General features: G+C 72.0%; 13 protein-coding genes. 4 read left to right on the forward strand and 9 right to left on the reverse strand.

Going from position 1 to position 13,389, the window contains the following annotated elements:
- Positions 1-30 precede the first annotated feature (30 nt).
- From ACIRP7_RS29575 to ACIRP7_RS29585, 3 genes are all read right to left on the reverse strand, one after another.
- Positions 31-453: an ATP-binding protein gene (locus tag ACIRP7_RS29575; protein WP_403665379.1), complete on the reverse strand. Its 423-nt coding sequence runs from the start codon at positions 451-453 to the stop codon at positions 31-33.
- 691 nt (positions 454-1,144) lie between these two features.
- Positions 1,145-1,612 (reverse strand): hypothetical protein, encoded by a 468-nt coding sequence (locus ACIRP7_RS29580; protein WP_352381707.1) that lies wholly within the window; start codon positions 1,610-1,612, stop codon positions 1,145-1,147.
- A gap of 97 nt (positions 1,613-1,709) precedes the next feature.
- Positions 1,710-2,321 (reverse strand): hypothetical protein, encoded by a 612-nt coding sequence (locus ACIRP7_RS29585; RefSeq protein ID WP_403665380.1) that lies wholly within the window; start codon positions 2,319-2,321, stop codon positions 1,710-1,712.
- Between the two features lie 211 nt (positions 2,322-2,532).
- Between ACIRP7_RS29585 and ACIRP7_RS29590 the strand changes: the two genes are divergently transcribed.
- Positions 2,533-4,035, forward strand: a complete 1,503-nt coding sequence (locus ACIRP7_RS29590; protein ID WP_403665381.1) for a helix-turn-helix domain-containing protein — start codon at positions 2,533-2,535, stop codon at positions 4,033-4,035.
- Here ACIRP7_RS29590 and ACIRP7_RS29595 read toward each other — a convergent pair.
- From ACIRP7_RS29595 to ACIRP7_RS29605, 3 genes are read right to left on the reverse strand one after another with little or no spacing between them, the layout of a single operon-like run.
- The gene (locus ACIRP7_RS29595) at positions 4,032-4,400 is read right to left on the reverse strand and encodes a bleomycin resistance protein (protein ID WP_403665383.1); all 369 of its coding nucleotides are present in this window, start codon (positions 4,398-4,400) and stop codon (positions 4,032-4,034) included. The genes ACIRP7_RS29590 and ACIRP7_RS29595 overlap by 4 nt on opposite strands.
- A gap of 27 nt (positions 4,401-4,427) precedes the next feature.
- Positions 4,428-6,170, reverse strand: a complete 1,743-nt coding sequence (locus ACIRP7_RS29600; RefSeq protein ID WP_403665385.1) for a pyruvate dehydrogenase — start codon at positions 6,168-6,170, stop codon at positions 4,428-4,430.
- A 54-nt stretch (positions 6,171-6,224) separates the two neighbouring features.
- The gene (locus ACIRP7_RS29605) at positions 6,225-7,973 is read right to left on the reverse strand and encodes a protein phosphatase 2C domain-containing protein (protein ID WP_403665387.1); all 1,749 of its coding nucleotides are present in this window, start codon (positions 7,971-7,973) and stop codon (positions 6,225-6,227) included.
- 202 nt (positions 7,974-8,175) lie between these two features.
- Here ACIRP7_RS29605 and ACIRP7_RS29610 point away from each other — a divergent pair, with 202 nt between their 5' ends.
- Together ACIRP7_RS29610 and ACIRP7_RS29615 are read left to right on the forward strand one after the other, a co-directional pair.
- The gene (locus ACIRP7_RS29610) at positions 8,176-8,661 is read left to right on the forward strand and encodes a DUF456 domain-containing protein (protein WP_403665389.1); all 486 of its coding nucleotides are present in this window, start codon (positions 8,176-8,178) and stop codon (positions 8,659-8,661) included.
- A 97-nt stretch (positions 8,662-8,758) separates the two neighbouring features.
- Positions 8,759-9,130: a PPOX class F420-dependent oxidoreductase gene (locus tag ACIRP7_RS29615; protein ID WP_352381721.1), complete on the forward strand. Its 372-nt coding sequence runs from the start codon at positions 8,759-8,761 to the stop codon at positions 9,128-9,130.
- Here the strand turns inward: ACIRP7_RS29615 and ACIRP7_RS29620 are convergent.
- The 3 genes from ACIRP7_RS29620 to rsgA form a co-directional block, all read right to left on the reverse strand.
- Positions 9,127-9,609, reverse strand: a complete 483-nt coding sequence (locus tag ACIRP7_RS29620) for a methylated-DNA--[protein]-cysteine S-methyltransferase (RefSeq protein WP_403665391.1) — start codon at positions 9,607-9,609, stop codon at positions 9,127-9,129. The two genes, ACIRP7_RS29615 and ACIRP7_RS29620, sit on opposite strands and share 4 nt — an antisense overlap.
- A 2-nt stretch (positions 9,610-9,611) precedes the next feature.
- On the reverse strand, positions 9,612-10,991 hold the full coding sequence (locus tag ACIRP7_RS29625; RefSeq protein WP_403665514.1) for a DNA-3-methyladenine glycosylase 2 family protein: 1,380 nt from the start codon (positions 10,989-10,991) through the stop codon (positions 9,612-9,614).
- 135 nt (positions 10,992-11,126) lie between these two features.
- A complete protein-coding gene (rsgA, locus tag ACIRP7_RS29630) occupies positions 11,127-12,227 on the reverse strand; it encodes a ribosome small subunit-dependent GTPase A (RefSeq protein ID WP_403665393.1) in 1,101 nt (366 codons plus the stop codon).
- Positions 12,228-12,553: 326 nt separating this feature from the next.
- Here rsgA and ACIRP7_RS29635 point away from each other — a divergent pair, with 326 nt between their 5' ends.
- Positions 12,554-13,381, forward strand: a complete 828-nt coding sequence (locus ACIRP7_RS29635; RefSeq protein WP_403665395.1) for a hypothetical protein — start codon at positions 12,554-12,556, stop codon at positions 13,379-13,381.
- Positions 13,382-13,389 lie beyond the last annotated feature (8 nt).

Genomic DNA, 13,389 nt, shown 5'->3' on the forward strand with positions numbered 1-13,389 from the left:
ACCGTGTCGGTCACGCCCCCTCCCCGTCGTTCACGCCGCTCCGGCGTCGAGTTCGAACCAGACGGACTTGCCCACGCCGTGTGCCCGTACGCCCCAGGCGTCCGCGAGGGACTGCACCAGGGCCAGGCCCCTGCCGTGCGTACCGTCGTCGGTGTTCGGTACGCGCACCCGGGGTATGCGGGCCACGAAGTCCCGCACCTCCACCCTCAGGGCCCGCGGTCCGACCGTGGCGGTGACGACCGCGTCGCGGTCCGTGTGCACGAGTGCGTTGGTGACGAGTTCGCTGGTGAGCAGTTCGGCTATCTCGGATCGCCCGGGCCTCCCCCAGTGTCGTAACAACTCGCGCAAGGCCCTTCGTGTCTCTGGTACGGCCCCCAGGTCCGCCCGCTCCAGTCTGCGCCGGAGCTGCGGCGACTGCGCCTGCTCCCGGGCGCTGCCGGCCTTCTCCTCCACTGTCTGTACCGAGAAGGCCCCTGCTGCCGTGGGACCGCCTCCTCGTGCCTGCCTCTTCATGACCCCCGCCCGCGTGCCGATGTCGGTTTCCCTCCTGCTCGAACACGTTCACGGGGATCCATGCCCCATAGTTCAGGCGCCAGTCATGTCGAATCGTCAACGACCAGGTGTTCGGCCACGTTTGCGGTGGCGACCACGGCCGTGCCGCACGGGCGGAAGAATCCCTGACCGCGTTCCGCGAGCCGCCGCGCACGACGGCGCGGTTGCGATGTGCGTGCGCGCCCCGCGGCGGGCCGTACGGGCCGCCCGCCGGACGCCCCGGGCGGCGCGCGAGCCCTTCACGAGCGGGAGGTGCGGGAAAGTACCTGGTCGCGGGATGGTGCCGGGGGTCTGAGCAGATGGGCGGGCCTTGGCTGCTGGTCGGGGACCGGCCCCGGACGCCCACGCACCCGATCCGGCCTCCCGGTGAAGAGCCTGCCGTACGACGGCCCGCGCGCCCCTCGAACGGCGTGCGCCCCCGCCACCGGCACCCGACGAGCGGGGCCGGCGAGCGGGGGTGAGCCGGTGTTCGTGTGCCCTCGGGCGGTCTCCGAGGCCGCCCGGCATGGGCCGATCTGCCGACCCGGCGCTGCCGACCTCGACGTACCCGGCGAAGAGCTGGGGCAGCCGGGAAACTGGCCTGAATCCGCCGCTACTTGCTGCCGAGTCCCTTGGCGCCGATGTGGAGGATCTTGTGGCTGCCGCGGGTCATGTCGACCACGAGGGTGCTGGTCTGGCCCGCGCTCCAGGTGAGGGTGACCACGGCCTCGGTGCGGGTCGCGTTGGTGCCGTTGTCGGTGACCTTCCACGCGAGGGGCACGTTCTGGGCGCGCAGGACGCCGTCGGCGTGCTCCTTCTCCTCCCAGGCGTTCAGCTCCTTCTGGAAGGCGGGCGTGAGGTAGTGGGCGCGGAGGGCGTCCCGGAGGTCGCCGCTGCCCTCGTCGGTCACCGCGTCGATGTAGGCACCGTAGAAGTCGGCGATGCGGGTGATGTTGTCGGAGGGCTTCCCGCTGACGCTGCGCGGTGCTCCGGCGGAGGCCTGGGCGGTGACGCCGAGGCCGAGGGCCAGGGCGAGGCCGAGGGCCAGGGTGGTGCGGCGGGTCGCCTTGGTCGTGTTCATGTGTGTTCCCCGTTTTCTTTCTGGTTCCTGTGTGCCGGTGATGTGGTGGGTGCGGGGCCGCCCGCCCGACCCCCGTGCGGGAGGGCGGCCCCGCTGCTCAGTGGAGCTTGTTCACCGCGGTGGCGGTCGTCTTCTTGAAGGCCTTCACCGGGGCGTCGGCGAAGTCGCCCATCTGGGACCACTCCACGACGGTGACGGTCCGGTCGTCCCGGCCGACCGACAGCAGGTGGATGTCGGTGGCGCCGTACGAGTGCTCCGTGTGCAGACCGTGCACCCGGGCGCCCTCCTCGACCGCGACCTTGCCGTAGTCCTTGTACGTCGCCTCGAGGTCCGGGTCGCCCTGTTCGAGTCGGTCCGCGCAGGTGCGGATCTCCTTGTTCATACGGGCGGCGAGGGCCGCGGCCTTGGCCTTGGTGCCGACCTCGATCGTCAGCTGGCGGGCGCTGGTGTCCAGGTCGGTGCGGAAGTCGCGGTACCGGGAGTCGTAGCCCGGCAGCGCGTCCTTCAGGCAGAGCAGCAGTTCGTCCGGTACACCGTCGGTCACCTTGCCCGCCGTCCAGGCGGACGAGGGGTGCGGCGGGAGGTCGGCGGCCGAGAGGAACCCGGGCGCGGCCGGCGCGGCTGCGGCCTGCACGGCGAAGGTGACGCCGAGCGTGAGGCCGGTGAGAGAGAGTACGGTGAGCGCGCCTGCTCGACTGCGCTTGGGCATGAGTGTCCCCCGTGAGATACGTACATGGATGTGGGATGCCACCACGACGCCGGATGGTCGGTCCGGCCCGGTCGGGGTGACACCAAGAGCATCAGCGGTCCCAGGGGGCGGATGCAACACGGGACACGGGATCGGTCGGCATGGAACCATCCCATGCCGTCTGACGTGCAGGTATATGGAGTGCCTGGGATGCGGGATCAAGGGGGAATCGTTGTCGGCACCGGAACCACAGGACGATGTCCAGGAGTTCGCGGCCCTGCTGCGGCGGCTGAAGGAGCGCACGGACCGCAGCTACGGTTCGCTGGCCCGGCGGCTGAACATGAACACCTCGACGCTGCACCGGTACTGCGCGGGTGACGCCGTACCGGTCGACTTCGCACCGGCGGAGCGGTTCGCCGCGCTGTGCGGGGCGTCGGCCGAGGAGCGGATGGATCTGCACCGGCTGTGGCTGTCGGCGGTGGCGGCGCGACAGCGGCCGCGGGCGGGCGAGACCGCGGAGGCGCCGGATCAGCCGGAGGCGGAGGCCGGGGCGGAAGACGGGGCGGAAGACGGGGCAAGGGGGACGGGCGGTGCGACAGCGACGGCCGATGTGGCGCCCGCGGCAGATGGCGGCGCCACAGAAACGGTCGGCCAGGCGAGCACGGCGACCGCAGCGGCGGCGGCAGTGAGCGACGGCGACGCGGCGGGCGTGGCAGACGGCCACGTGGCGGACGTAGGCGCGGCGGGTGAGACAGGTGCCCTGGTCGCGGGGCGCGGGGCCGCTCCGCGTCGCCCCTGGTACCGGCGTCGGCGAGTCGCCGTGGCCGTGGCCGCCTCGGTGGTGCTGCTCGCCACGCTGGGCAGCCTGTCGGCGCTGCCCTCGAAGCGTTCCCCGTCGGACGAGGTGGCCCAGGCCCCGGACCCGTCGTCCCGCACGACGGCGTCGGGCATGCCCGGCCGCTCCCCGTCCAAGTCGCCGAGCCCCTCCGCGACCTCCGGATCCCCGTCGCCCGTGGGCACCCGGAACAGCCCCTCCCCGTCGGCGGCGGGCGGCGGCACCGTCTCGAAGGGCACCGGCAAGTCCGAGCAGCAGGGGGCCGCCACCGGCACTCCCCTGACCTGGAGCGCGAACTCCCAGATCTGGGAGGGAAGCTGCGGTCACGACTACGTCATCGACAAGCCGCCCTCCCAGGTTCCCCCGCCCCCGCTGGTGCAGGACGCCGGGATCTGGGCGGCGACGCAGGGCGCGATCCACGGGCGGGAGACGAAGGTGCAGATCTCCGTGCAGGGACGCTCGTCCACGGCCGTCGTCCTGGAGGCACTCCGCGTCCGGATCACCGGCCGCAGCTCCCCGGCACCCGGTACCGCGTACGCCATGGACCAGGGCTGCGGCGGCGGGATCACCCCGCGCGGCTTCGACGTGAACCTGGACATCGACCGTCCCGTCGCCCACGCGGTCGCCGGCAACGACACCGGGCAGACCGTCCCCGCGGTGCAGTTCCCCTACCGGGTCTCCGCCACGGACCCGGAGGTGCTGCTGGTCTCCGCGACGACGCAGACGTACGACTGCAACTGGTACCTCGAACTCGACTGGTCCTCGCAGGGCCGCACCGGCACGGTCCGCATCGACGACCACGGCCGCCCGTTCCGCACGACCAGCATCAAGGGCCTGACCCGTCTCTGGTACGGCACGAACGCCGCGGGCGAGCGGGCCTGGGTGCCCTCCGGCAGCTAGGAGCCGAGCGCCGACCCCACCCGGTGAGCCGTGCCGTCGGGGTCCACATAGGCGAACTCCCGTAGCCCGTAAGGCGTGTCGGCCGGCTCGACGAAGCGGCCCTCGACGCCGGACGCCGTCCACTCGGCATGGACGGCGTCGGCGTCACTCACGTACAGGTAGACGACGGCTCCGGTGCGCAGCGGGTCGTGCTCGGACCACTCGGTCACGTGCATCGAGACCGCACCCCGCTCGACGTACCCGTACCGCTCCGGACCGTCGTAGGCACGCGCGGCAAAGCCCAGTCGGCGGTATCGCTCCAGGGCCGCGTCGAGGTTGCGGACCGGGACGACGGGCGCGACCTCGGTGAAGGCGATGTCTGGCATGCGCCAGTCTCGCACCCATGGGGCCCCTCAGGGCCGGGGCACGTTGCGGAGGTTGGAGCGGGCCATCTGGAGCATGCGGCCGACTCCGCCGTCGAGGACGATCTTGGAGGCGGACAGCGCGAAGCCGGTGACCATCTCCTTGCTGATCTTCGGCGGGATGGAGAGGGCGTTGGGGTCGGTGACGATGTCGACGAGGGCCGGCCCCTTGTGCTTGAACGCCGACTTCAGTGCCCCCGCGAGGTCCTTGGGATTCTCGACGCGCACTCCGTGGGCACCGCAGGCCCGGGCCACGGCCGCGAAGTCGGGGTTCTTGTTGGTGGTGCCGTGGGAGGGGAGCCCGGCGACCAGCATCTCCAACTCGACCATGCCGAGCGAGGAGTTGTTGAAGAGGACGACCTTCACGGGGAGGTCGTACTGCACGAGGGTCAGGAAGTCGCCCATCAGCATGGAGAACCCGCCGTCCCCGGACATCGACACGACCTGTCGCTTCCGGTCGGTGAACTGCGCCCCGATCGCCATGGGCAACGCGTTCGCCATGGACCCGTGCGAGAACGAACCGATCACGCGGCGGCGGCCGTTGGGCGAGATGTAGCGGGCGGCCCACACATTGCACATGCCGGTGTCGACGGTGAACACCGCGTCGTCGTCGGCGAGTTCGTCCAGGACGGAGGCCACGTACTCGGGGTGGATCGGGACGTGCTTGTCGACCTTGCGGGTGTACGCCTTGACGACCCCTTCGAGCGCGTCGGCGTGCTTCTTGAGCATCTTGTCGAGGAAGCGCCGGTTCGTCTTCTCCTTCACCCGCGGCGTGAGGCACCGCAGGGTCTCCTTCACATCGCCCCAGACGGCGAGGTCGAGCTTGGAGCGGCGGCCCAAGTGCTCGGGGCGCACGTCGACTTGGGCGATCTTGACGTCGTCGGGGAGAAAGGCGTTGTACGGGAAGTCGGTGCCGAGCAGGATCAGCAGGTCGCACTCGTGGGTGGCCTCGTAGGCGGCGCCGTAACCGAGCAGTCCGCTCATGCCGACGTCGAAGGGGTTGTCGTACTGGATCCACTCCTTGCCCCTGAGGGCGTGGCCCACGGGGGACTTGACCTTCTCCGCGAACTCCATGACCTCGGCGTGCGCGCCCGCCGTGCCGCTGCCGCAGAACAGGGTGATCCTGTCGGCCTGGTCGATCATCTCGACGAGCTTGTCGATCTCGGTGTCGCCGGGGCGGACGCCGGGCCGGGAGGTGACGAGGGCGGTCTCGGCGGCCTTGTCGGGGGCGGGCTGGTCGGCGATGTCGCCGGGGAGGGTGACGACGCTGACGCCGGAGCGGCCGACGGCGTTCTGGATGGCGGTCTGCAGCAGCCTCGGCATCTGCTGGGGGCTGGAGATCATCTCGCTGTAGTGACTGCACTCCTGGAAGAGGCGGTCGGGATGGGTCTCCTGGAAGTAGCCGAGGCCGATCTCGCTGGAGGGGATGTGCGAGGCGAGGGCGAGGACCGGGGCCATGGAGCGGTGGGCGTCGTAGAGGCCGTTGATGAGGTGCAGGTTGCCGGGTCCGCAGGAGCCGGCACACGCGGCCAGGTTCCCGGTGATCTGTGCCTCGGCGCCCGCGGCGAAGGCGGCGGTCTCCTCGTGCCGTACGTGGACCCAGTCGATGGCGGAGTTGCGGCGGACCGCGTCCACGACGGGGTTGAGGCTGTCGCCGACGACGCCGTAGAGGCGTTTCACCCCGGCCTTGACGAGGATGTCCACGAACTGTTCGGCGACGTTCTGCTTGGCCATGGATCCACGCACCCCTTCGGTTTCCTTGGGTCCATCAATCCACAATGGCCGCGATCACGCCTCCCAAACAGCGGCGGCTGTACGGTCGTCGGCATATCCCTTGACCCGGACTTGGGAGTCGGCGAGGAACTCGGCGAGGCCGGGCGGGGGGCCTGACCACCGTCCCGTGAGGTACTCGCCCAGTTCGGGCTCGCCGCGCAGGGGGTCGGCGAGGCCGCCGGTGCACATCAGGAGGGTGTCACCCGGGCGGGCGACGGAAGCGCGGAAGCGGAAGGCTTCGCGGGGCGGCTCGGGGGCGGGTTCGTAGGGGCTCGGGGGTGTGGGGATGCCGAGGTCCATGGTGAGGCGGTCGCCGTCGGGGGTCTCGGGGGGCGGCGAGCCGAAGCCGACGACCGGTTCGCCGGTGACGTCGGTGATACGGGGTTCGATGTCGTGCCACTCGCCGTCACGGAGGCGGAAGAGGCCGCCCGCGCCGACGCCGAAGAAGACCCGGATGCGGCAGTCGGGGTCGGCGGGCAGGAGCAGACAGCGCAGGGTGGCGGCGTACTCCTCCGGGTCGATGCCCTGCTCCACGGCGCTGGCGCGGAGCTTGCCGAGACTGCGGTCAGTGAGCCGGTGCAGCCCTGACTTCAGGTCCCCTCGGCGAGCGGCGCCGATGTCCTGCGCGAGCCGGGCGTGACTGCGCCCTATGGCCCGTCCGATCCAGTGACATGCCTCGGCGGCGGCGCGGTGGGCACCGGGGGTGGCGCGGGCGCCGGTCGCCATGGCGACGAGGATCAGCGCCTGGTCGCCGGTGCCGAAGCGGGCGGTGAGCAGGGAGTCCCTGCGCGGCTCGCCCCGGAACCTGGCCGAGTCCCCTCGCACGGACACCGCCCGCAGCGTGCAGGCCCCGTACCTGGCCCCGTCGAGCACGGTGTCCGCCACCAGGTCGTCGAGTTCGTCGGGGTCCGCGGGCGGGAGGGCGGTGGGTTCGGCGTCGTAGGTGGGCGGCCCGGACCCGACGAAGCCGACGGGGGCGGGAGGGAGGGTGGGGAGGTCGAGGCGGGTGGCGGTGCGGGGTGCCTGCGGCTCGGGGGCGGGTACGTCCTGGCCGTGACCGGGGGGCTCGGGCGTGGGGGTCGTGGGATTTGCCTGGGTGGAGCCGGGGCCACTGCGGGATGCCTGCGGCTCGGCGGCGGGTACGTCCTGGCCGTGAACGGAGGGCTCGGGCGTGGGGTTGGCCTGGGTGGAGCCGGGGCCGCTGCGAGGTGGCGTGACTGCGGAGGTCTCCCGGGCGGCGCCGGAGTCGCGATCGGGGGCGGGGGGAGCAGCCCACCAGTCTCCTTCGCCGCGCGGTGCACCACCGTCGGCTGGGTCCGTGACACGGCCCGCAGGGCGCGGTGGGGTGGTCGGGGGGCTCGGGGGCTCGGTCGGGGTGCGTGAGGGCGGAACCATGGTGGGCGGAGGTGTCTCCGTGGACTCGAAGCCCGGTGGCCTGAGACCCGGTGGGAAGGACGCGGGTGGGTCGGGTGGCGGCGGTTCCCATGGGGGTCGGTGCCGGCCTGGTGAGGGAGCCGTCGCGTCGGAGAGGCCTGTGCGCGGCGCGGGGACCCTGGTACCGGACCCGGCAGCCTCCCCACCGACCCCGGCCCCTACCTCGTCGGCCTCGCCCCCGGCCCCGTCCCGTACCGTCCCCGACGCCGAGGCGAAGCGGTCGTCCAGGGTGTCGGGGGCCGGTGTGGGGCCCGTGTCGTCGGTGGAGTCGTACAGCTGCCTCCACCAGTCGTCCTCGTGACCGGTGGGCATTCCCCCCTGCTGGCTCATGCCCCCAATTGTCCACCGCGTGGGCCGTATGAAAACGGGGCATCCGCAAAATCAAGCGTCCCCGCGCCCGGCGAACGGCGTGTCGAGTGAGGTGTCGAACTCCTGTTGCCAAAGAGGTCGCCGGAGCGACCCGGCCCCGATGCGCGGCCCGGGCGAACATCGCTGACCTGCGCTTTCGGCTCCGCTCCTGCACCCTGGACTAATGGGAGTGTGGGACCTCCTGCTGGTGGGCCTGGTCATGCTGTTCGGCCTGGTCGGGGTTCTGGTGCCCGGGGTGCCGGGGTCCTGGCTCGTGTGGGCCGCGGTCCTGTGGTGGGCGCTGAAGGATCCCCAGCCGGTCGCCTGGAGCGTGCTGGTGGGGGCCACGGTCGCCCTGTTCCTCTCCCAGGTGGTGCGCTGGTCGCTGCCGCCGCGCCGACTGCGGGAGAGCGGGGCCACGCCGCGGATGGGGGTGTACGCGGGGGCGGGTGCGTTCCTCGGCTTCTTCCTGATCCCCGTGCTCGGCGCGATCCCAGGATTCATGGGCGGCATCTACGTCTCGGAACGCCTGCGCCTCGGCCGCCACGGGGAGGCGAGGGCCGCCCTGCGCACGGCGATGCGCTCGGGCGGTTCCAGCGTGCTGGCGGAACTGTTCACCTGTCTGCTGATCATGGGCGCGTGGCTGGGGACGGTGTTGTGGGGCAGTTGACCTAGGACCTCAGCCCCGGACAGCCCCAGGCAGCCCTAGGCAGCCCCAGGACGGGATTCCGATGTGCGGGCGGCGCGGGCATGTTTGGCTGGCTGCCATGACCGAATTCAGCGAGGCCGAGCGCGCGTACCTGAGGTCCCAGCGGCTGGGGCGGCTCGCCACCGTCGACCCGCAGGGACAGCCGCAGGCGAACCCGGTCGGCTTCTTCCCGCAGGACGACGGCACCATCCTGATCGGCGGCTACGCGATGGGCCGCACCAAGAAGTGGCGCAACCTCCAGAAGAACCCGAAGGTCGCGCTGGTCGTCGACGACATCGTCAGTCTGAAGCCGTGGACGGTGCGTGGCATCGACATCCGCGGGGAGGCGGAACTCCTCACGGGACCCCATGACTTGGGCCCGCACTTCAGCGAGGAGCTGATCCGCATCCATCCGCGACGCATCCACAGCTGGGGGCTGGAGGAGTCCTAGAGGGCGCCTTCGAGAGTGAGCAGGGCCGTCTTGCGCTCCAGGCCGCCCGCGTACCCGGTGAGCAGGCCGTTCGCGCCGATCACCCGGTGGCACGGGCGGAGGATCAGCAGGGGGTTCGCACCGATCGCGCCGCCCACGGCCCGGACGGCGACACGGGAGACACCGACGCGGGCGGCGATCTCGCCGTACGTCGTGGTCGCGCCGTACGGAACGTCGTCGAGGGCGTCCCAGACGCGGGTCCGGAACTCGGTGCCTTCGGGCCGCAACTCCAGCTGGAACTCCTTGAGTTCACCGGCGAAGTAGGCGGCGAGCTGTTCCTCGGCGACCCGGAAGGGACCGGGGTCGTGGACCCAGCCCTCCTGGACGGTACGGCCCTTCTTCTGCCCGGGGACCGACAGCGAGGTCAGCGCGCCGGTCTCGTCGGCGGTGAGGAGCAGGGTGCCGACGGGGCTGTCGAGACGGGTCCAGAGGATGGCCATGATTACTCCAACTCTCCTGCGGTGCGCAGGTGTTGCCAGGCGTAGGAGCGCCAGGGGCGCCAGGTGTCGGGGGCTTCGGGGCCGGGTGGGGCGACGTCGGGATCGCCGAGGGCACGGCTGCGGATGACGGCGACGGTACGGGCGTCCAGGCCGGGCAGGGCGAGCAGCGCGTGCTGCGCCTCGTCGCGGTCGGCGCCCGGATCGAGTCGTACGGCGCCGTCGGCGAGGGCGGTGGCGAGCATGCCCAGGGGGCCGGCCGCCTCGGAGAGGGCCGCGGGTTCGGGGAAGAGGTGGGTGAGGCCGCCGCAGGGCGCGTCCAGGGTCTTGCCGTACCGCTGGACGAGCCGTTCGGCTTCCCTCCGGCCCACCAGTGCCCGTACGGCGGACTCCTCGGGGTCGGCGGCGCCGGGCGACCGGAGTCCGGGGCGGGCGGCGACCAGGGGAGCGAGCCGGGGGTCCGCGCCGAGCCGCTCGTCGACGGCGTAGGGATCGGCGTCGAGGTCGAAGAGCCGCCGCAGCCGTCCGACGGCGGTGGTCAGGTCGCGGGGGTCGGTGAGGTGCAGCTGGGCGTCGAGCCAGCCGCCGGGGTGGGCGCCGGAGGTGGTCCTGGTGGTGCCGGGGCGTTCGTGGACGGCGACGATGCCGGTGCCGTGCGGGAGGCGGAGGGTACGGCGGTAGGTGCGCCGTCCGGGTGCCCCGCTCACCTCCTCGACACCGGGTACGGCCTCGCTCTCCAGCAGGTCGAAGACGGCGCCGGACCGGTAGGGGCCGCGGTGGGCCAGGCGTAGCGGAATGCCCGCTGTCGGCGTGGCCGTGCGGCGGGTGGTCCGGCCTGCGGCCCGCAGGGCGCTGGGGGTCGAGGCGTAGATCTCGCGGACCGTGTCGTTGAACTGCCGCACGCTGGCGAAGCCCGACGCGAACGCGATCTCCGTGACGGGCAGGCCGGTGGTCTGGAGCAGGACGCGCGCCGTGTGGGCGCGCTGGGCGCGGGCCAGGGCGACGGGTCCCGCACCCAGTTCGGCGGTGAGCTGGCGCTGGACCTGGCGTGCGCTGTAGCCGAGGCGGTCGGCGAGCCCGGCGACGCCCTCCCGGTCGACGACACCGTCGCCGATCAGGCGCATCGCCCGGCCCACCACGTCCGCCCGGACGTTCCAGTCCGCGGATCCCGGCACCGCGTCCGGGCGGCACCGCCGGCAGGCCCGGAAGCCGGATCCCTGGGCGGCGGCGGCCGTGGCGTAGAAGCGGACGTTGTGACGCTTCGGGGTCACCGCGGGACAGCTGGGCCGGCAGTAGATGCCGGTCGTCTCGACGGCGAAGAAGAACTCCCCGTCGAACCGGGCGTCCCGGCTGCGTACGGCTTCGTACCTGGTGTCTTCGTCCATCACGCCATCCAGTCTCCGCCGTGCAGGGGGATGCTGCTGGCGGAAATCGGACACGGTGACGGGGAAGTCGCGTGGGTGCAGCCAGACAGACGGTGACTGCACCCACTCAGGGCCGCGACCAGCCCCCACCGACCCTTACGCCCAGCGCCCCCGCTTCGCCTCCATCGCCGCCTTCCCCTGCGCTCCCCGCTTCTTCCAGTCCTTCCGGATCTCGGCACGGAGTCGCGCATCCGTCTTCGCGACGATCCGCTGGTTCTCCCGGATCAGCTTCCGGTAACTCTCCAGCCGCCGCTCCGGCAGCTCACCGGAGTCGATCGCGGCCAGCACCGCGCACCCGGGCTCGCTCTCGTGCGCGCAGTCGTGGAAGCGGCACCGCCCGGCCAGCGCCTCGATCTCGGCGAAGACCTGTCCGACACCGGTCTCGGCGTCCCACAGGCCGACTCCCCTGAGGCCGGGCGTGTCGATCAGCACACCCCCGCCGGGCAGGGCGAGGAGGTTACGGGTCGTGGTCGTGTGGCGCCCCTTCCCGTCCGCGTCCCGCGCGGCCTGCACCGCCATCACGTCCTCGCCGATGAGGACGTTCGCCAGCGTCGACTTTCCGGCGCCGGACTGCCCGAGCAGCACGGTCGTACCGCCGGAGACGACCGCGACGAGTACGTCGAGCCCCTCCCCGTCCAGTGCGCTGACGGTCAGCACCGGAACGCCCGGAGCCGTCGTCTCCACGTCCTGTACGAGATGCGAGAGCGTCGCCACGTCCGGCACGAGGTCGGCCTTGGTGAGCACGACCACCGGTTGGGCACCGGACTCCCAGGCCAGGGCCAGGAAGCGTTCGATGCGGCCGAGGTCGAGTTCGACGGCGAGCGACACGGCGACGATCGCGTGGTCGACGTTGGCCGCGAGGATCTGCCCCTCGGACCGCTTGGAGGAGGTGGAGCGTACGAATGCGGTACGGCGTGGCAGATAGGTCCGTACGTAGCGGGGGTTGCCCGCGGGCTCGACGACGGCCCAGTCGCCGGTGCACAGGACCCGCATCGGGTCGGGCGGGGTGACGAAGGCGGTGTCGGCCCGCAGCATCCCGTCGGCGGTGACGAGGTCGCACTGCCCGCGGTCGACCCGGACCACACGTCCGGGCAGGAGCCCCTCGGGCTCGTAGGGGGCGAACAGGTCCGCCCATGCCTCGTCCCAGCCGTAGGGAGCGAGAGCGGAGAAAGCGTGAGAAGTGGAGCTGGAAGTCAAGGGAGACCCTTCACAAGGGTGGCCCCGGCACGAGGAGTTGGTGTCAGCCGACGGCCACGGAGGTGGACTTGATGATCTGGATGCGGGCAGCGCTCGTCGCAAAGACAGTCATCGGTCGACACCTCCCTCGTTCCTCGCTCGTGGGGCACGGCAGCCGTGAGCCGCCGTGCGAAGCGTTCTCACCTTAGAGGCGCTCGCGTCGGGTGCGCCACCGGTTTTCCGACCCCGCTGCGAGCGCCGCCCTCACTCGAACAGCCCGGTGCGCTGGTCGTCCGGGAGGAGCGGCTGTGGCATGGAACCGACCCCCATCACCAGGAGACCTCGTGATGAGCCACCGTCCGCCCCGCCCACCCCGCCCCCTGCGCGCCCTCGCCCCGGCCCTGGCTGCCGGAGTCCTGTTGGCGACTGCGGCGTGCTCGGACGGGGACGGTGACGACAGCGGGCCGGACCGCGCGGACACCACGCGGATCTCCTCCTCGCCCCTCGCGCAGGCGTCCCCGGCCCCGCTCACCCCGGCCGGGGCGCGGGCCGCGCTGGTGACCGAGGCAGACCTGGAGGACGACTGGAACCAGGTCAAGAACGCGGCCACCTGGCGCGACAGCCTGCTGGTCGGCAAGGTGGACGTCGCCGACTTCCTCACCGCCAAGGCGGACGCCGCGGACTGCCAGAAGCTCCTCGACCGGCTCTACAGCGACGATCTTCTGGGCAAGCCGTCCGGGGCGTCCGCGCTCACCGGCTTCGAGGAGGGTGCGTCCCGGCTGCTGTACCAGGTGGCCGCCTATGACAAGGCCGCCCTGGACACGTCCTTCGCCTGGTTGAAGAGTCTGCCGGTCACGTGCGACCAGTTCACGGCGAAGGACAGCTCGGGCGGGCAGCGCACGGTCCAGGTGGTCTCGACCTCCCTGCCCAAGGTGGGTGATGCCCGTCAGGGGCTGCGGGTCACGGTCCAGGGCACCTCGGGCGGCGCCCCTGCCACCCTGACCCTCGACGTGGCGGCCCTGCGGGTCGGTTCGGACGCGATCACCATCACCAACGGCGGCCTCGGCGGGGCCGACCACGACAGCACCGAGCAGGCGGCGAAGCTGGGCACGGCGCGTCTGAAGGACGTCCACGCGGGCCGCACCCCGGCCGCAGACCCGGGCGAGCTCGACTGACGGTGTTT

This window comes from Streptomyces sp. NPDC102270 (genome assembly GCF_044766405.1).
Taxonomy (GTDB): domain Bacteria; phylum Actinomycetota; class Actinomycetes; order Streptomycetales; family Streptomycetaceae; genus Streptomyces.